The sequence below is a fragment of the Mycobacterium sp. SM3041 genome (genome assembly GCF_039668335.1).
Taxonomy (GTDB): Bacteria; Actinomycetota; Actinomycetes; order Mycobacteriales; family Mycobacteriaceae; genus Mycobacterium.
Genome location: NZ_JAYXBQ010000082.1, coordinates 86,133 through 105,122 on the forward strand (window position 1 = coordinate 86,133; position 18,990 = coordinate 105,122).

An 18,990-nucleotide genomic window follows, 5' to 3' on the forward strand; every position below is an offset into this window, starting at 1 on the left:
GGAGATTACACCCGGGAGCTGAGCCGCGCCCCCGATATTGACGTCGGCGCCGACGGCGGGCCGCTGGTCAATCGGTCAAGGCTGCACCGCGCGGATGGCCTCGCGCCGATTCGCGACGGCGAGCTTGCGGTAGATCGATCGTTGGTGGGTCTTCAACGTGTTCACCGACACGTCGAGCCGGTCTGCGATCTCCTGTGACGTCATCGCGGTCCGCAGGTAGGCGAGCACCTCAAGTTCGCGCGCCGTCAGGCGCGACGCGGTTCCGGCCGGCTTCGGCTGCTCGCACAGAATCAGCGCCTCGGCGAGAAACTCCCCATACGACGTCGTCGGCACATGGGCCGCCAGCAGCTCGCGGCAGGCTGCGTCGGCATTGTCAACGAATTGATAACGCACCTGTTCGACGTGCGCAGCGGCCAACGTGCGCTCCACATGCTGGTGCGCCAGCGGAAGGTCACCCGCATGCCATGCGAGCAGAGCGAGGACGAACTCCGCATAGGCCACCACGTAACGGGGCGCGTCGGGTGTCAGCGCCTGCGCGGCCAGCGTCGCCGCCAATTCCGCCGCACCAAGGCGTCGACACATCCCTGCCATCACCGCCGAAACCATCGGAACATATTCTCGCCCAACAATTTCCGATGCGATGGCCAGAGCATCCCCCGAACGACCGCGCGCCTCGTACAGCCTGGCCGTGCCGGCGAGTTTGTAGCTGTTCCAGGGCACCCCGTGGGTGTCGACGTCGGGCATTCGGGCCACAGCGGCTTCCGCCACCCGCAGCACTTCGTCGGTACCCACGGTCGAGGCGAGGAACGCCAGCGTCATACGCCCCATGTCGGGGTAGCCGACACCGACGCTGGCACTCACCGAGACCAAACAGTCGACGGCAATGTCCAACTCGCCGCGCCAGAATCCGATCCAGCCGGCGGTGAAACGCTCGATACCGTCGCCGTCGTGGGACAACCACAGTTCCGGGGACGCAGCGCTGGCTGCTTGCGATTCGGGCAGCGACACGAGTGCTCGGTTGAACTCGCCCGCATGCGCGGCCGCGAACGCCAGGTTCTGCCTGCCCCGATGCGCGACTTCGATCAATCCCAGCTTGGTGCACTCGTGCACCGACGCCTGCAGCATGTCGGCACCACGGGAGCGCCCGCGGCGCAGTCGCGAGTTCGCCCAACCGATGACGAAGAGCGCGCACGCGTAGATCCGCGGCGGCACCACGGCTCGGTCGGCCAGCAGTTCCTCGGCGCTGGCTGCGGCGCGGGCCATCGACGCGCGATCGTCGGAGACCAGGAGTGTCGACAGATCGGCGATGAACTCCAGCCTCCGGGACGGTCCCGATTCGGATGTCCGATTCGCCGCGCGTTCGAAAAGCAGTGCAGCAGTGACGCTGTCCCCTGCCATTGCCCGACAGCAAGCCCGGACCATCAACACTTCGGTGTTCTCATCGAAAGCTGTTGTCAGACGCGCGCAGGCGTCGTCGAGCGCGCCGGTGCGCGACTGCAGGAGCAATTCCAGCCAGTGGTCAGCGATGATGTCGAATCCCGCCTGCCGATCGTCGCCGCGAATCGCGCACTCGACCGCCTCCAACGGGTAGGTGGCTGCGAGTTCGACGGCAGCGATGCGGTTCAGGCGCTGCCACTCACCGGGCTGCGTGCGCCGCAACACGTCTCGGCAATGCCGAAGGAAGATCGAATGCCATTGGTAGGAAGCGCTTTCTCCAGCCCCGAACTGTTCGAGAAAGAGGCCGGACGCGACGCACTCACGCAACACGGAGGCAGCGTCAGGCCGGCCCGACAACGCGACGGCGAGCTGCTCGTCGAGGCGCGCGCACACCGTCGTCCGCAGGACGAAGTCCGACAGGTCCGGCCGGAGCCGGGACAGCACCGCGGTCTCGAGGTAGTCGGTGAGGTCCGCATCAGACACGGACAGCGGCGTGCCACCGGACACCACCATCAATCTCACGGCCGCCGGCCAGCCGCCCGTGGCCTGTACGACCCGGTCGATGTCGTCACGGGACAACGATTTGCCGAAACGATCAGCCAGTTCCCCGACCTCGTCACGATTGAACGCCAATTCGTACGAACCGATCACCGCAACCTGGTCGTGGACCCGCAAGCGAGACCACTCGGAGCCGACCGGGTCAGTGGTCGCCAAGACGTAGTTGAGCCATTGCGGCCCGTGCTCGATCAGTTCCAGCACGTCGACCTCGCGCCACGCGGCCCGGGCCTGCTGAAAGTCGTCGATCACGACCGTGAGGGGCGTCAGCGGATCGATCTGCATCAGCGCCCCCACCGCGGCTTGATACGACGATGCCTGCAGCACCTCGGCGACCTCGGTGAGTTGCCGGCACAGTCCGTCGTCGCCGCCGATCCGTGCGGCGTTGCTCAACGCGGTCAGCAGTCCACGGAGCACGTCGGCCCGATCGGCAACTCGCACAGTCAGGGTCAGCCAGGCGACCGACCCCGGAGCAGTGGCGGCGCGGAGCGCAGCCCACTGCGACAAGGCGATCGTCTTGCCGTAGCCCGACGGCGCCGCCACGAGGATTGCCCGTTTCCGTTCACATTCGCTGTTGAGCGCTGCGATCGCCGCCGGGCGAGCCAGCATGTCGCCCCGAACCATCGGAATGGTGGCCAGAAACCATGGCACCGCCCGCATTGCGGAAGTCCCATTCGGCGCCACTGGCCAAAACTACAGGAACCGCCGACGGCCATTCCTCTCACCCGAAAAGGATGAGAACAATGACGAGTCACTGATGTTCTACCCCAACGAGATTCGCTGAAAGTGCAGCCGACGACGAATTTCCGCTGATGCACCGCGGGCGTCGACCTTTCGACACGCCATTGCGATCTGCCGAATGGCTGCGCACGCACTTGATCGTCCCAATAATGGCGCCATGGCACCTACTACTGATTCACCGTCCGAGCCTGCTCCCGATCATTCCGGTCCGAGACTGTCCCGACGCTCGATGATCGGCGGCCTCGCGGCCGCCGCGGGTGTCGCGGCCGGGTCGTCGTTCATCGCCGGGTGCGACGACAAGGGCGCGACACCCGGTGAGGGCGACGGCGGCGCCGCGGCCAAGGAAGTCATGGACAAGTTCCACGGCGAGGTCAAACTCGACGTGCGGGACTCCAAGGAGGACTGGAGCCAGTGGGAGCTCAAGCACGCCCCTGAGGGCGCGCCCAATGTACTGGTAGTGCTCTACGACGACACCGGAATGGCGTCGTGGTCTCCCTACGGCGGGCGGATCAACATGCCGACGCTGCAGAAGCTCGCCGACAACGGCCTCATCTACTCGCAGTGGCACACCACCGCCCTCTGCTCCCCCACCCGGTCCTGCATGCTGACCGGCCGCAATCACCACGTGAACAACTTCGCGTCGATCGCTGAAGGTTCCGAGGGATTCCCCGGCGCATCGGGCCGGTTGCCCGACGAATGCGCGACGATCGGCCAGGTGCTGCAGGAGAATGGCTACAGCACCTTTTGGCTCGGCAAGGACCACAACGTCCCCGAGGAAGACCTCGCCAGCGGCGGCAGCAAGTCGCAATGGCCGGTTCAGAAAGGCTTCGACCGGTTCTATGGTTTCCTGGGCGGCGAGACCAACAACTGGTACCCGGACCTGGTCGAGGACAACCGCTACATCGAGCAGCCCTACTCTCCTGAGCAGGGCTATCACCTGTCGAAAGACCTTGCTGATCAAGCCCTTCGGATGCTCCGCGATCAGCGGGCCACCAATCCGTCGAAGCCCTGGTACATGTGGTTCTGCCCGGGCGCCAATCACGCCCCGCACCACAGCCCGGCCGAGTATGCGGCCAAGTACAAGGGCCAGTTCGACGACGGCTATGAGGCCTACCGCGAGTGGGTGCTGCAGCGGATGAAGGACAAGGGCATCATGCCGGCTGACACGAAGATGACGCCGATCAATCCGCTGCCGAAAGATGTTGCGGCGGAAGCAGATATGGTCCGGCCGTGGAACACCCTCAACCCTGACGAGAAGCGACTGTTCAGCCGGATGGCCGAGGTGTACGCCGGGTTCTCCGAGTACACCGACGCCCAGGTCGGCCGCATCGTCGACTACCTGCAGCAGACAGGCCAACTGGACAACACCCTGATCTTCTACTGCGCCGACAACGGTGCCTCCGGCGAGGGTTCCCCGAACGGCTCGGTCAACGAGAACAAGTTCTTCAACGGATATCCTGACGACCTGGCCGAGAACATGGCCATGATCGACAAGCTCGGCACTCCAGCTACCTACAACCACTTTCCGACCGGTTGGGCGACTGCGTTCTCCACGCCGTTCCAGATGTTCAAGCGTTACTCGCAGTTCTCCGGCGGCACCTGCGACCCAATGGTCATCCACTGGCCAAGGGGCATCAAGGCCAAGGGCGAAGTCAGGCATCAGTACCACCACGCGACCGACATCGTGCCGACGATCCTTGATGTCATCGGCATCAAGATGCCCGAAACCTATCGAGGCACACCACAATTCCCGGTCAATGGGGTTTCGATGAAGTACACCTTCGACACGAAGGATGCGCCCACCACCAAGAAGCGCCAGTACTACGCCATGCTCGGCACCCGTGGTATCTGGCAGGACGGGTGGAAGGCCGCCGCGCTACACGCGCCGATCAGCGGCAAGGGGCACTTCGACCAGGACAAGTGGGAATTGTTCCACGTCGACGAAGATCGCTCGGAATCGACGAATGTCGCGGACAAGTACCCGGACAAGCTCAAGGAACTGCAGGACGCCTGGTTCGACGAGGCCAAGAAGAACTTCGTGCTGCCACTGGACGATCGCACCGCCACCGAGCTGCTCACCCTGCAACGGCCGCAGTTCGAGCCACCGCGCGAGCGGTACCTCTATTACCCGGACGCGTCCCCGGTGCCCGAGGCAGTCGCGGTCAATATCCGCGGGAAGTCCTACAAGATCATCGCCAACACCGACCTCACCCCGCAGGCGCAGGGTGTGATCTTCGCGCACGGTTCCCGGTTCGGCGGTCATGCGCTGTTCATCAAGGACAACAAGCTGTTCTACGTGTACAACTTCCTCGGTATCCCGCCCGAGCAGGTGTTCACCTCGCCACCCCTGGCCCCCGGCAAGCACGACCTCGGCATGGAGTTCATCCGCGAGCGCAGCGGCGAACATGGCGAGTCCATCGGCACCACAAAGCTTTACGTTGATGGCAACGTCGTCACCCAGGGCCCGATGCGCGCGCAGATCGGTAAGTTCACCCTCGCCGGTGACGGCCTGTGCATCGGCTTCGACAGCGGCGACAACGTTTCGGGCCTCTACCAGAACCCGGGCCGGTTCACCGGCGGCACCATCAACGTGGTCGCGGTGGACGTGAGCGGCAAGGCGTACATCGATCTGGAGAAGGAAGCACAGGGCGCGTTCGCCCGCGACTGATGGTGGTGAATCAGGGGCGTCGACCGAGCCGGCGCCCCTGATTCATGTTCAGATCGCTTCCACCGTAGGCGGTTTCCAGCTGCCGTCGAGGACCGCTTGCTTGCCCCAGTAAGCCCGAATGTAGAGCGAGAAGTGTCCGTCGGGTGCCGGCAGCCAATTCGATTCCTTGTCCGGCCCAGGTGATTTCGCGCCGGCATAGATGGTCAGAGAGCCGTCCGGTCCCTTCACCAGGTTCTTGTTCTTGGTTCCCAACGAATACCGCTTGAGCGGGTTGGGATTGAACAGGTGCTTGTCGTTGTACAGCGTCAGCGACCAGAAGCCGTCGACCGGCGGCTCCTGTCCGGCCGGGAAGGTCACCTTGTAGTTGCGACCGCCCTCGAGCGGAGCGCCGCTGCCGTCGTTATCGGTATAGAAGTACTGCGTCTCGGTGGGCCGGTTGTCGAACATGTTCGACTTGGCGGTGCCGGTGCGGTTGAAATAGTCGATGCCCCACTGGGCATTGTTGGTCGAGCGGTTCCAGCCGTTTCCTGCCGGCCGCCCGTTGTGCACCCATTGGAAGAACGGAAGGATGACGTCGCGCTCGCTCGCCACCGCAGTGTCGACCAGAACCTGGTGAATGGCGGGATCCTGTTTGGCCGCATCCATCAGCGATCGGAACTGGGCATACAGCGCTTCTTCTCCAGGCAGCGGCGGAACCGTGTCGAGCACCTGCGGGAACTGATCGAAGAACTTCTCCGGCACAACCCATTTGGTCTCCCCCGCACCGGCATCTGACGGAGGCGCGGGAATCGTGGGGAGCTTCGCCCAATCGACAGTCTTCATCTTGCCGTCGAATTCGGACAACGGATAGATGTTCACCTGGTTGATCACCGACTGGATCGCCGCGCGGTCCTCAGGCGTGTCGTCCATGAAGATCCGCGGCAACCCGATCGCCAGCGCAGTCGAGGAGCGAATCACCGCTTCCACGCCGTTCGGCTTGTCCCCCTTCCAATTCGGGCCGGCGAGTAGATAGAAGCCCGGTTTGGTCGAATACGGCTTGCCCAGTTCACCGAACTGGTCGGTGCGCGCGTCGCTGAGGGCGTACACCCAGAAGCGGTCGCCGAAGTCAGGGACCTGAACGATCACCGGCTGCTCGTCGAGCGACATGTAGGCCAGGCCGTACACGACGTCCTGGTTGGGACACGTGACGAACGTTTCACTGGGCTCGATGTAGTTCGACAGCATGGCCAATCGCCCCTGGGGCGCCACCGGCAGAATGCCACCCAGCAGTCCCGGCTGCGGTGCCGCGGTGATCTTGTCGTGCCGGTTGATCATGTTGACCATCGGCCAGCCCCACAGGTAGGCCATCTGCGCGACGGTCCTGGCGTAACCGGGCGTCATCGAAATGCCCGTGGCCGGCTGCGTCACCTGTGGCTGAGAGCCGTTCGCGCCGGGCACTGGCGTGGGTGACGACGTGCCGGGCGCCGGTGGACCCGGCTGCTGCTCCGGCTTGGTGCAGGCGGCAACAGCCGCGACCGCACCGACCGAGACTGCTGCCATGCCTGCGGCCCGCAACGCCGATCGGCGGGACAATTCGTTGGTCATGACCAAAAATGCCTTTCTGCAAAATGATTCGGCCGAGAGACGACCCTCAGGACACCTTCACGAAATCGCCGGGCTTGTACTTGTGATCGAAGAACTCTTGTTTCGGCCCATACCAACGGATCAGGCTGAACCACCCCTTGCCGGGTACCGTCTTGAGCCAGTTGGTGGCTCCATCGGGCGGATTGGGTCCGATATGGAAAGTGACCGATCCGTCCGGATTGAACTTCAGATTGTTCATCGAGTTGAGTGACGGGTAGGTCTGTCCCGGCACGTCGACACCGGACGCCGTGTCGGCGTCATACACCGTGACCGACCACAGGATGTTCGCCGGTGGATTGGCGGGCAGATCGATGGTGTACGTGTTCTCGCCCCGCAGGTACTCGCCCTTGCTGTCCTTGTAGGCCGCACCATATTTGGCGCCGAAACCGACGATCGACGACATCATGCCGGTGCTGATGGAATACGCGTTGATGAACATGTGCGCTTTGGCATTGACGTCGGTATAGCCGGTCTTCCGATCGCGGAACTGCTCATCGAGCAAGGTGTGCCAGAAGTCGTCGAGTTCCGTCTTGGCGTGCGCCACCCAGTGCCGGTCGGACCACCACAGTGCATTGGTTTCCTGATCGAAGTGCGCGGCAATGTTTTTCGCCATCTTCCACGCGGTGTGCGCACCGAGATCGAGCAATTCATGCTGCCGCGCGCTGGGTTCGAACTTGCCGCCCTTGGCGATTCCCAGGGCGGCAAGAGTGCCGTGCATATACGGATCGACGGAATCCAGCCGCTCACTCTGGATCAGCTCGTTGAGCATGTCGAAGTAACTGGCGTCATGCGCGAACAGCGCGTCGGCCGGCAGATCGGAAACGTGCTGGAACTTCATGGGCTCGGCGGGGCCCTTCAGCGGTCGGACAACCAGTCCTTCAACCGCCTTGACACCGGGCGACAGGTCGTCGACAGATTGGAAGAAGCCGCGCTGGAAAATGAACACCCCGTTGGTCGGGCACTCATAGAGGTAGTAGTCCTTCAGGTCGACTCCGAGGTCTTCGACCTTCTGACCGGCCGGAACCACCAGGTATTTGCCACCGTTGCCCCGGTCCGGGCCGGGGATACCGATGTCGCCCAGATATTGCACACCGTTGATGTTCGGTCCGGTCAGCGGTCGGTGCCAGAAGTCGTCCATCAGGCCCTGGATCTTCGGGGGCGCCTCCAGCACCAACGGCCCGGTTTGACTCAGATCCGCAAAACCCATGCAGTAGATGACATCCGAGTTCGGCGTGGTGATGACGGTGTTGGGCTTGAGTCGCTTCTCGTACACCGACATCACGTTGTAGCCGGTACCGGCGACCGCCCCGAGACCCTTCTTCATGGCGTACATGTTCACGGCCGGCAGCGCCCACAGGTAGGCCTGCACCGCCCGCTGGAAGTACAACTCGTCACTGAGGAGACCGGCGGCCTGCTCCGTGGGGTACCCACCCTGGAATTCAGCATCGGCCAGCGTCCTGAAACGGTCGAGCGAGTTCGCCGCAGGTGGCGGGGCGCCCTCTTTTGTTCCGCACGCCGCCACTCCGATTGCAGCAGTGACGGTCGCCGCGGTCACGCCGGTCGCCTGAAGAAGCTGCCTACGGTTCAAGTCACTCACAGTGCAGCATTCCCATCGTCGCATCAAAGTCTCGGCTGCAAACATTTCCACTTGATTCACAAACTACCGCCAGTCCCGCGGCTCCGGGCCGGTCCAGCGGAATCGAATTGGATTGCTGCCCTTGAGGCTTTGTTTCTCACCCATTTGGGGTGAGAGGAGTTGACGGCGGTTCGACCGGGGTGAATGCACGAGCGGATGGACCCGTTTGCCCGTTTCCACGGCTTGGGCACGGTCGCCGCCTACGATCGAATTGGGATGTCGGCTAAGGGGACCGGTTGATGATTCGGACGTTGGCGACGCTGTCGGTCGCGATGGTTTTGCTCGCCGGCTGCAGCGGCACGGCCACCGACAACGCCAGCAAACCGACAGCGGATAGCGCCGACGAGCGGCCGACAGCTGTCCCGGTCACCGATGTCGACCCCACACTGCGCGACGTCGCCGCATCCATCGACACCGTCACCTACGTCTCACGTTCGGGCGTCAACGATGGCGGCACCCATGTGAGCGCGGTCGTGTTGGTGCCGAAAAGCACACCGCCGGTTGACGGCTTCCCCATCGCCGCGCTGGGACACCCGGTCACCGGCATCACTCCTGATTGCGCACCATCGCAGTCTCCGACGTTGCTCGGCCTGGCTCCGACCGTCGCCACATTGCTGCGAGCCGGTTACGTGGTGGCCGTTCCGGACTATCAGGGCCTCGGCAAGCCGGCCGTCACCGACGACGACTACAACCACTACTACCCGTACCTGGATTCAACCACCGCCGGCTACAACATGATCGATGCAGCCCGGGCCACGCACACCATGGTGCCGCAGTCGTCGACATCATGGGCCGCACTAGGCGTGCGCGAAGGCGGACAAGCCGCGTGGGCCGCGAACGAACTGGCCGATGGCTACGGATGGGGCATGAAACTCGTTGGTGTGGCCAGTATTTCACCGATTTCTGACGTCATGGGGTTGGCCGACGCCGCGCAGGCGGGCACCCTCAGCGACGGCCAGAAGGTGGTGTTCGCCCGGTATCTGGCGGCAATGCATCGTGAGTATCAGTACGACGTGGAACTGGATGACTTCAGGCGTGGCACCGCCCAACAGCAATGGGATGCGTTGATGGGTTGCCGATCCGACAAACCGGAAGTCATCGCATCGACGATCGCGCCCGCGGACCTCAAACCGTCCGGACCCGAGGCACTGTCCACCTTGCGCGGGTACCTCCGGAAAACGAACCTGCCGCAGGGGCCCGCGCTGGCGCCCATGCTGGTCAGCTACAACACCGCTGATCAGGTACCCCCGTTCGAGTGGACCGATCGCGCACTGGCCGCGGCGTGCAAGATGGCAGACACCATCACCATTCAGCAGCGTCCCGACCCACAAGCCGACCTCACCACCGCGCTGGCGTGGATCAATGACAGATTCAAATCTGTTCCCGCCACCAACGATTGCGCAGGGCGCACATGATGAACCTGTCACTGACCAGCGGCTTGATCCCCATAGCGTTGCAGGTGCTCGCCATCGCGGCGATCGCCGTCGCGGTCGGACGGCACCGGCCCGCAACATGGCTCCGGCACTGGGTCCCGGCAGCGGTGCTGACCGGAACCGGGCTCGCGGCCGCAGTGCGACTGGTCGTCAACAACCAGGGCTGGTCCGCCGATGCCGTCTCGTTCGGCACCGTGTTCTGGGATTTCATGGTCGGCTTCGCCACGGCGATTCTGGTTTTCGGCTGGCGAAGCGGCTCATGGTGGCAACGAGTCGTGTCCATACTGGCCATTCCGCTTGCGGTGCTATGCGCGTTCGCGGCCCTCAACACCGCAACCGGCTACCTGCCCACCGTGAAGGCGGCCTGGCACCGCTTCACGCAAGCGCAGCCCGATCAGTGGATCGACCAAGATCAACTCGCCGCGATGCTCGCGCGCGGTGAGCAGCCCAGCCGCGGCACCGTCGTTGCAGTGACCATCCCCGGTGACGAATCGGGATTCGCGCATCGCACGGAATTGGTCTACCTGCCACCTGCCTGGTTCAGGAGCAGCCCGCCCCCGACGTTGCCCGCGGTCATGATGGTGGGGGCCGAGTTCAGCCATCCCAACGACTGGCTGGAATCCGGCGACGCGCTCAAGATTCTCGACAGGTTTGCCGCCCTGCACTACGGCAACACCCCGGTCGTCGTGTTTCCCGACACCACAGGCAAATTTGACAATGACACCGAGTGCGTCAACGGTCCCCGCGGTAATGCCGCCGACCATCTCACCAAAGATGTGTTGCCGTACCTGGTCTCACACTTCAACGTGAGCCCGAAAGCCGCCAACTGGGGGCTGGTCGGTTGGTCATCGGGCGGCACCTGCGCGCTGACCACCGCGGTACGCAACCCGGACAAGTTCAGCGTCTTCGTCGCTCTCGACGGTCAGTTGGGGCCCAATGCCGGCACCAAACCGCAGACCGTCGGGCGACTGTTCGGCGGAGATGCGGACGCATGGGCCGCTTTCGATCCCCGATCCGTGGTGCTCGCGCACGGCCGGTACGACACGATGGCCGCCTGGATGGGCGTATCGGGCGATATCCCGACTGTCCATCGCCCGGGCACAAATTCTCCGTCGGCTCCTGCTGCCGACTGGGATGCTTACAAGGATGACCACGAAGCCAACGCCGACAAGTTGTGCGTGCTGCTGAGCGGACACAATATCGAATGCGCGGTCGTCGGATATGGCGGACAACACGACTTTCAATCCGCTGGAGCAGGTTTCGCGGCAGCGCTGCCATGGCTGGCCTACCGACTCGGGACGCCCGCGGTCCGTGCGAAATCGATGCCGGGCAGCTGAGCATGGGCGAACTGCCGCAGATGGGTCTCGTCATCGCCCTGGCGCTCGTCGCCGCGTACCTGTTCGCGCTCGCCGCGCATCTGCAGCGGCGCGGCTCCCAGGAGGTCATGGCCGGCGCCCGGACGTCGGTGCAGGAATCGGCGGGCGCCAAGCACCTGCTGCAGGGCCTGCCTGCGAACCGGACCTGGCAATGGGGAGTCCTCGCCAACTTCGGTGCGTTCGGATTCCAGGCCGCGGCGCTTGCCGTCGGCACCGTCGCAACCGTGCAGCCCCTGATTGCGACGCAGTTGCTGTTCGTGCTGGCGCTGGCCTCGCTACAGCGCCACCGGTGGCCTGCCGTCCGCGATGGACTGTCTGCAGTGGCGGTATGCGGCGGAATCGCGCTGCTGCTGTCCACCGAGGGCCGGATGGGATTGGCCGGGCATCCCGACCGCCCGCGCATCATCCTCACCCTGGTGTGCGTGCTGGGCGTCATCGTTGTGCTGGTGGCGGTGAGCCGCCGGTCCCCAAGTTGGCTGGCCGGCATGTTGCTCGGCACCGGCACCGGGCTGTTCCAGGCGATGAGCGCGGGCTTCATGAAGCTGGCGCTGCGCGACTACGCGCACCGCGGCCTGGCCGACATGCTGACCGACTGGCCGCTTTACGCGGTTCCCATCTCGGTACTCGGTGGTGTGGTGTTGGGCCAGTTGGCTTTTGCGTCAGGCACCCTGCCTCCCGCGGTAGCGGCGATGAGCGTCACCAATCCGGTGGCCAGCTTGGCATTCGCCTTGTTCGCTTTCGAGGTGTTCCCGAGGGAACCGCTTCTGCTGGCCCAGATCGCCGCCTCCGCCGTCATCATCGCGGTAGGCATCATCGGGCTGGCGACCGCCGACAGCACGCGCGAATACCTCACCGAGTAGTCGTTCAGGACGCCGGCAGCGCCTCGTGGACCCGATAGAGACGCCAAACCGGTTGGTCTTTCCCGTCATTGGGCGCTTCCAACTCCAAAGTGGCAACATTGCCGCCGGTTTCGTAGAGCGTCGGGTAACGCAGGTTGAGCGCGTCCGAGGTACCGCGGCCCTTGTTCGGCACCGCCAGCATGTACCGAATCTTGTTCGCCGTCGGGTCGTTGAGGATCGCGACGAAATCGGGGTCGGACGGCACCACGAACATTCTTGGGTGCCGCGACGCGACGATGATCGAGAAGGCGTATACCGGGTCCGCCAGGATCGACCCGTCGGGCAGCTGCATCCGGTCGAGGTATGCGGCGATCTCCCGCTCCGTCGAGAACGCCGCGGCCAACCTGCGCTGGTCCAGGTTTCGTTGCCCGGTCGCGTCCGGAGACGCGAGCAGTGCGCCCAGCCCATACTCCTGCGGCGCATACTTCTGTGACGACATGCCGAATCCCGCGACCGGCGCGCACACGGCGAGGATCAGGACGGGCACCGCGTACGCCCAGCGCCGCGGCCGCTGCGGCGGGTCAGCCTCCGGCACAGCGTAATTGCCGCGTCGGGTGGGCTCCCGCAGCGGTCCGTTGGGGACGCAGAAGAAGGTGACCGCTGCCGCGAACGGGATCGCGATGATGTAGTACCGCAGGAATGGAAACGTCGCGCCCTTCGAAAAGGTATAGACCTGGAAGGCCAGTACGGCGCCGAAGATCGCCAGCGGGGCGACCAGCATGGGCCACCCGGGCCTGCGCCAGCGGGCCACCACCGCCCACCCGATCAACGGCGCCAATGTCACCGCGAGCAGCGAGAACGATGCCACCGAGTAGACGATCCCGTCCCACATCGACGATTTGGGGGCACCGCCCTCCTGCGCCAGGATCGCGCTGTTGCCGTACTGCGAACTGAATTGCGCGAACGCCAGTCCCGTGATGAGCCAGCTGGCTACCGCCCAGCCGATGAACGACAGGAACCCCGGCCCACTCACCAAGACCATGTCCATCAGGGCTCGCTTGAACCGCGGCGACTTCGCGGCTCGCACGAAAGTGGTGATGGCAACCAGGAACCCGGCCGCCGCGATCACCGCCGCCGCGTCGTACCGCGTCAGATAGGCCAGCCCCATCGCGACGCCTCCGGCCACGACGAGGTGATGCACGTCGTCGTCGACCATCCACATGATCAGCCGCCGGGCAGACCACACGATGAAGAAGATGAACGGCGCCTCACTCATGCCGTTGGAACCGTAGAAGATGATCATCGGGTTCAGCGCGAACAACGCGGCGATGGTCAGCGTGAAGCTGCGCGGCACACCGCGATCCATTCCGATGCCGAGAATCTGATACACGGCGCCCGCCATGAAAGCAGCCGACATCAGAGACCCGGTGAACGCCCGGGCCACCGCGTCCGGCCACAGCGGAGCGAGGGCGACGAGCGGGATCTGGACCGCCGCCGTCAGCGGAGTGAAGATGAATCCGATGGCGGCCACGTGCGGGGACCGGCTGAACAGCACACTCTGTGCGGCTGCCACCCGGGCCAGCGCATCGCCGATGATGAAGCCGTGCCGCACCTGCAGCCAGTACCCGACCGACGCATAGCACACAAAGGCGACCGCGAACGCGAGCCACCGCACCCGGCTGTCGGTCAGTGAGCGCAGCTTCACGTCGTCGGCTCCGGTTGATCCGCCAGTCCGTGGAATGTCTTCTCCCAGTATGACGGTTTGTGGATCAGCTGGTAGGTGCCCTTCGCCGCGGCGACGCTCATCATCAACCAGAAGAGCGGCACGCTCAGCGCCGGCCACAACAGGTCGGCGCGGTCGTCCTCGCGCAGCGCGATGAGACTCATGTAGATGGTCGCGATGTTGCCGATGGACAGCGCAGCGAGCGAGGGAAAGTAGATGTACCAGGGGAACACGGCCTCGATGGCGGACGGCTGCCCGAGGAACCACAGCACCGTGATGAGCCAGAACAGCAGGTTCATCACCGCGATGATCGGCGTCCCGAACAACACCACGTTGAACCGGACGAAGTTCCGGAAACCCAACGTGCGCAACAACTGCCGCGGACGCCGCATCTGGACCAGCCACGTCTGCAGGTACCCCTTCAACCAGCGCGAGCGCTGACGCACCCAGTTGATCGGATCACTGTTCGCTTCTTCGAGCGTCACCGAGTCCACGATGGCGGTCTGATATCCCGACGCGGCGATGCGCAGGCCCAGGTCGGCGTCCTCGGTGACGTTGTGCGGGTCCCAGGCGCCGATCTTGTCCAGCACCGGATGCAGCAGATGATTCGAGGTGCCGCCCAACGGAATCGGGGAATTGCTGCGCATCAGGCCGGGCAACAGGTAGCCGAACCATAGGCCGTACTCGGCGGTGAACCAACCGGTGAGCACATTCTGGTGACCGTTGTAGTAGGCCAGCTTGGCCTGGACGCATGCGGTGTTGTCCGGCAGCTGACGGAACGCCGCCACCACCCTGCGAAGCTGCAGAGGTTCGGGCACGTCCTCGGCGTCGTAGATGGTGACGATCTCGCCGGTGGCGAACTGCAGCCCGTAGTTGCACGCCTTGGGTTTGGTGCGCGGCTCGGCCGGCGGCACCAGCAGGATGCTCACGTAATCGATGTTCGCGCAGTCTTTTGCGGCGGCGATGGTGACATCGTCGTCCGCCTCCAGCAGTAACAGCACCTGCAGCTTTTCCCGCGGGTACTCGAGGGCTGCCATCGAGCCGACCAGATTTGCCACGACTTCCGGCTCGTTGTACGCGGGCACCAGAATCGTGTAGTCCGGCAGGTCGGCATCGGGGATGGCGCGCGCCGCGTCGTCGGAGATGACGATCGCGCGGGCCGCCAGGCCGGTCCGAAAGGTCAAGATGCGGTCGACCATCGACACCACGTAGGCCAGCGTGCACAACCCGACGAAGGTCACGGCGGTGATCTTCGGCCACAGCGCCGCGCACACCACGGTCGCCGCCAGCAGACCCCACAGCGCGGCGCGTTGCCAGCCGAGTACCGGCACCGACGCCGAACGGAGCGGGTCGTCCTCGCGCAGACCATCGACAGCGCGGTGCAGCGCCCGCTGCTTCTGGGCCTCGGTGGCCGAATCCACCGACAGCAGCCGGTCACGGTGCTCGTACTCGACTCTCATGGGCGCGACTCGATTTGCGCCGCAACCACTTTGCGGCCGACCTCGGCCAGCATGTCTGCGTCCTTGAATTGTGCAGCCTGATTGGAGACCGCGGCGTTGCCCCGGAACAACACCACCAGGAGCGAATTCAGCACGCTGGGCACCGAGTGTCCGGGCTCGGGTATGGGCGCCCCGTCTTCGTGAAAATCAACCGAGAACATCAGGATTCGCTGTGCCACCGATCGGTGGTGCCAGGTCCACACCATGACGTTCCAGGTGACCAGCAACTGGTCATCGGTCGCCGAAAACAATTGGGCGACGACACCGGCGCCGAGATCGACCGCCCGCGGCGGGCTGACCCGTGATCGGGGCAACGGATACAGCGTGATGCTCGGATACACGTCGAAGGCGAACGGATTGCGCGTCGAGATGGAGTCGATCACGACGAGGCGCGGCTGAGACAGCTTGTCCCACTTCGGGTTGCCGACATCCGCTCGGATCTGTTGACGGATGAAGGATGCATCCGCGCCATAGAGGCGTGCCACCCTCGGGTATTCGGTCTCCCGCTCCTCATGCCAGCCGGGCGGCACCTGCAGCGGCTTCCAGAATCCCGCGCCGGATACCGCGACGTCGCTCGGGACCGACATCCGCGGCAGCGGCACCAAGGCCAGGAGTACCGCCACCACCGCGACCATCGGTACGGCCGACCACACCTGTTTGGTTGCCAGCGGGGCCAATTCACGCGGGGGCGGCCTCTGAATCGAGCCGCGCCGGAACCTGACGGCCACTGTCACCAGGACAGCCGTCAGCGACGGGACCACCTGGTAGGCAAACAGCGGCGCCTCCGGGGTGGCTGCCACCATCACCGCAACCACGCCCAGCCCCACACCCAACGCCATTGCCGCGCCGATGAGTGCGCGCCGGCGGGTGCTGCCCACGCATATCCCCGCCGCCCACACCGGCACCACGAGCGTCGCCAAGGCGGCGGCCGCCCGGTTGCTGCCGAGGGCGACGACCAGCACGTGATACGGCAACGGGAAGAGCAGCAGGAGGATGACCCACACCGGCGCGTACCGGATCACCGGGCGCAGCCCGAACAACACGATGGTGCACCCGAGGACGAACCAGCCCATCGCCACCAGATCGAGCCGCAACAAGCTGAAATAGACCGTGTAGCGCGCCAGTAGGACGCCGTGCAGCAGCAGCGCCACGCCCAGCACCATCGCGCCCACGATGATGTCCGTCTCCCGGTCGTGGATCGGTAGTTCGCGGCGCTCGCGGCTCGCGATGCCGATGGTCGCCAGCAGGCCCGCCACCAGCACCATCCAGATATAGCCGTTGAGCGTGTCGCCGACCGTCGCCTGAACCAGGACCGCCAGGCTGCGGTGGAATGCGACGACGGTCAAGAGCGCGATGTAGCCCCAGCGCAGGAACAACCGCCCGGTGGTGCTGCGAAACCACACCAGTGCGGCCGGTGCCGGCTCCGGCGAATCGATGACCGACGGCGCGCCTTCCGGCACGTCAGCGGTCCGCCCGGCGTCGACGCAATACCGTCAACGCCGCCGCACCGACGAGCACGACGACCACGCCGCCACCGAGCCACGGCACCCAGCTCGGCAGATCATCCGATCTGGTCACCACCGGACCGGTATCGGTGTTGAGCACGACCGGCGGGTGGCCGGCCATGGCCACCACTGCGGTACCGTCCAGGTCCCGCCAGTTCCGCACATCGGTGCCGAGCCAGTTGAGCAACGAATCCAGTTGGGCTGCACTACCGTTCGACGTGGCGACGAGTACCGTGCGACCGCCGCTGTACAGCGTCTGCAGCGATCCGAACTGCTGCGCCGGGTCGAGCGTCAGCGTGGCGGCACCGCCCTTGCCGTCGCTGCCGGCGACGGTCAGTGGGCCGGTCGCACCGGCCGAGACCGGCAAGGTGAGGTCCTTACGATCCCAACCGTCGGCGGAGATCAGGACGGCGGGCAACTGTGCGCCGGCCGCACGGTCGAACGGCACCACGTCGGAGTCCAGCGGGCGCTGGCTCATATGCTGCAGCCCGGTCATGATGCCAACCGCGCGTGCCGTGTCGGCAAATGCGTTGGGCCCCTTCATCCCGATGAGCACCTTCGGCATCAGCGCTTGCGGCAGTGACTGAAACCCGAGCGGAGACGGCGGATCGGCCAACTGGCTCTGCACCTCGGTGGCGCCGTCGATGGTCAGGGTGATCGGCTGGAATTCGCCACAGCGCCCGGTATTTCCGGCAGCTTCGACGGCGACGTCGAGGTTGGTGAACCTGGTCACCAACCGGTCCGGCACGTCGACCCAGCGGTCGATCGCGCCGGAGGAATCGGTGGGCCACCGCGTCAACGTGTCGTCGCCCACCTTCACCGTGACCTGCCCGCCGACCGTCGACGGCAACGGTGTGTAGGAGCCCTCCAAGTGCACCCGGAGGCCGCGCGCGACGCGGCCGAGCCGAGTCTGATCCAGCGGGATGGTCACCCTGGGGTTGGTCAGCGCTGTCGCGTTCACCCCCGGCTGCCCGAGGTCCCGGATGGTGGTGAGGTTCGTCGGCAGTTGTGCGACCGTGGCCAGCGGTCCGGCAACAGCTTTCGAGGCCAGTGCCAATCGCGAGAGGTTGCTGCTGAGCAGCCGCACTTGATCGGCGATCGCTCCGGCGGGCCCGGTGATCAGCAGTGACGGCCTGCCCGCCGCGGGCTGCAGCGCCACCGCAGGAGCCTGGCTCTCCCGGATCACCACTTGCCGCTCGAAGGCCGCTGCGGGCGCCGGCGGAACGGCGGCACCGTCGAGTGCGGCGACCGCGACGGCGGTATTCTGCGAGCCGTAGTGCGCCACAACGGAAGTCGCCAGCTTGACGGCGGCATCGGACTCGGTGGGCGACGGAGTCCCCGGCAGGAAGATGGTCAGCCGGTGCAGGACCGGCGGCAGGAACTCGGCCACGGTGGCAGGAGCCGATTCGACACCGCTGAACGACACCGCGACCGCGCTGAGCCGCAACGGATTTGCCGGGTCGTAGACGCAGTTGTCGAGAACCGGGATGAGGTTGACGCGCAACCGAACGGTCAGCGCGTTGTCGACGATCTGCGCACCGGCGAGGGGAATCGTGATGGTGCCCCGGTCCGGCGGCAGGTCGGTACGAGATATCGTCCTGTCGTCCTGGATCACGGTGACCGCACCGCGCTGGATATAGGGCGGCACGTCCACCGTCGCCGTCAGCGCCGTGGGCGCCAATCCCACGGGAACCGGGATCGACAGAGTCGTCTCGGCCTGCAGGCCGTAGAAACCCAGTGACGAACCCAGACCGAGTGACTCGAGGCTCAAACTTCCGGAGCCCGCGGTGCTGACAGGCGCCACGTCCGGAGCAGCCTGGACAGCTCCTACCCCACCGAAACCCAGAGCCAATACCGATAAGCCGCTTACCAGAACTCCCGACAAACGAATCCGCAACGAATTCATGACTGGAGAGTATTCGTTGGGCGCAGCCGAATACGGACGATCCGGTGTA

Annotated in this window: 11 protein-coding genes; 4 read left to right on the top strand and 7 right to left on the bottom strand. The window is 65.0% G+C overall.

Going from position 1 to position 18,990, the window contains the following annotated elements; translation table 11 throughout:
* Window positions 1–75: 75 nt before the first annotated feature.
* Window positions 76–2,652, bottom strand: a complete 2,577-nt coding sequence (locus tag VXD91_RS29795; protein ID WP_346417079.1) for a LuxR C-terminal-related transcriptional regulator — start codon at window positions 2,650–2,652, stop codon at window positions 76–78.
* Between the two features lie 238 nt (window positions 2,653–2,890).
* Here VXD91_RS29795 and VXD91_RS29800 point away from each other — a divergent pair, with 238 nt between their 5' ends.
* Entirely contained in the window at window positions 2,891–5,401 is a 2,511-nt protein-coding gene (locus VXD91_RS29800) for an arylsulfatase (RefSeq protein WP_346417080.1), read from the top strand.
* A gap of 48 nt (window positions 5,402–5,449) precedes the next feature.
* On the opposite strand, the gene VXD91_RS29805 is transcribed toward VXD91_RS29800, so the two are convergent.
* Both VXD91_RS29805 and VXD91_RS29810 read right to left on the bottom strand, forming a co-directional pair.
* Complete coding sequence (locus VXD91_RS29805; protein ID WP_346417081.1) at window positions 5,450–6,985, bottom strand: DUF1254 domain-containing protein; 1,536 nt, start codon at window positions 6,983–6,985, stop codon at window positions 5,450–5,452.
* 46 nt (window positions 6,986–7,031) lie between these two features.
* Window positions 7,032–8,579 carry a DUF1254 domain-containing protein gene (locus VXD91_RS29810; protein WP_346417082.1) on the bottom strand — a complete coding sequence of 516 codons (1,548 nt, stop codon included), beginning with the start codon at window positions 8,577–8,579 and terminating at the stop codon, window positions 7,032–7,034.
* A 320-nt stretch (window positions 8,580–8,899) separates the two neighbouring features.
* Between VXD91_RS29810 and VXD91_RS29815 the strand changes: the two genes are divergently transcribed.
* Genes VXD91_RS29815 through VXD91_RS29825 form a run of 3 tightly spaced genes read left to right on the top strand, consistent with a single transcriptional unit; the run spans window position 8,900 to window position 12,329 of the window.
* Complete coding sequence (locus VXD91_RS29815; protein WP_346417083.1) at window positions 8,900–10,075, top strand: lipase family protein; 1,176 nt, start codon at window positions 8,900–8,902, stop codon at window positions 10,073–10,075.
* Window positions 10,075–11,430 (top strand): alpha/beta hydrolase-fold protein, encoded by a 1,356-nt coding sequence (locus VXD91_RS29820; protein WP_346417084.1) that lies wholly within the window; start codon window positions 10,075–10,077, stop codon window positions 11,428–11,430. The genes VXD91_RS29815 and VXD91_RS29820 overlap by 1 nt, the downstream gene beginning before the upstream one ends.
* Window positions 11,431–11,432: 2 nt before the next feature.
* Window positions 11,433–12,329 carry a DMT family transporter gene (locus tag VXD91_RS29825; RefSeq protein ID WP_293017224.1) on the top strand — a complete coding sequence of 299 codons (897 nt, stop codon included), beginning with the start codon at window positions 11,433–11,435 and terminating at the stop codon, window positions 12,327–12,329.
* A 4-nt stretch (window positions 12,330–12,333) separates the two neighbouring features.
* Here the strand turns inward: VXD91_RS29825 and VXD91_RS29830 are convergent, their stop codons facing one another.
* The 4 genes from VXD91_RS29830 to VXD91_RS29845 are packed head-to-tail and all read right to left on the bottom strand — an operon-like array spanning window position 12,334 to window position 18,839.
* On the bottom strand, window positions 12,334–14,013 hold the full coding sequence (locus VXD91_RS29830) for an ABC transporter (protein ID WP_346417085.1): 1,680 nt from the start codon (window positions 14,011–14,013) through the stop codon (window positions 12,334–12,336).
* On the bottom strand, window positions 14,010–15,491 hold the full coding sequence (locus VXD91_RS29835; protein WP_346417086.1) for a glycosyltransferase: 1,482 nt from the start codon (window positions 15,489–15,491) through the stop codon (window positions 14,010–14,012). The genes VXD91_RS29830 and VXD91_RS29835 overlap by 4 nt, the downstream gene beginning before the upstream one ends.
* Window positions 15,488–16,990, bottom strand: a complete 1,503-nt coding sequence (locus VXD91_RS29840) for a hypothetical protein (RefSeq protein ID WP_346417087.1) — start codon at window positions 16,988–16,990, stop codon at window positions 15,488–15,490. Before VXD91_RS29840 ends, VXD91_RS29835 begins: the two co-directional genes overlap by 4 nt.
* Before the next feature lies 1 nt (window position 16,991).
* On the bottom strand, window positions 16,992–18,839 hold the full coding sequence (locus VXD91_RS29845) for a hypothetical protein (protein WP_346417088.1): 1,848 nt from the start codon (window positions 18,837–18,839) through the stop codon (window positions 16,992–16,994).
* Window positions 18,840–18,990: the final 151 nt, after the last annotated feature.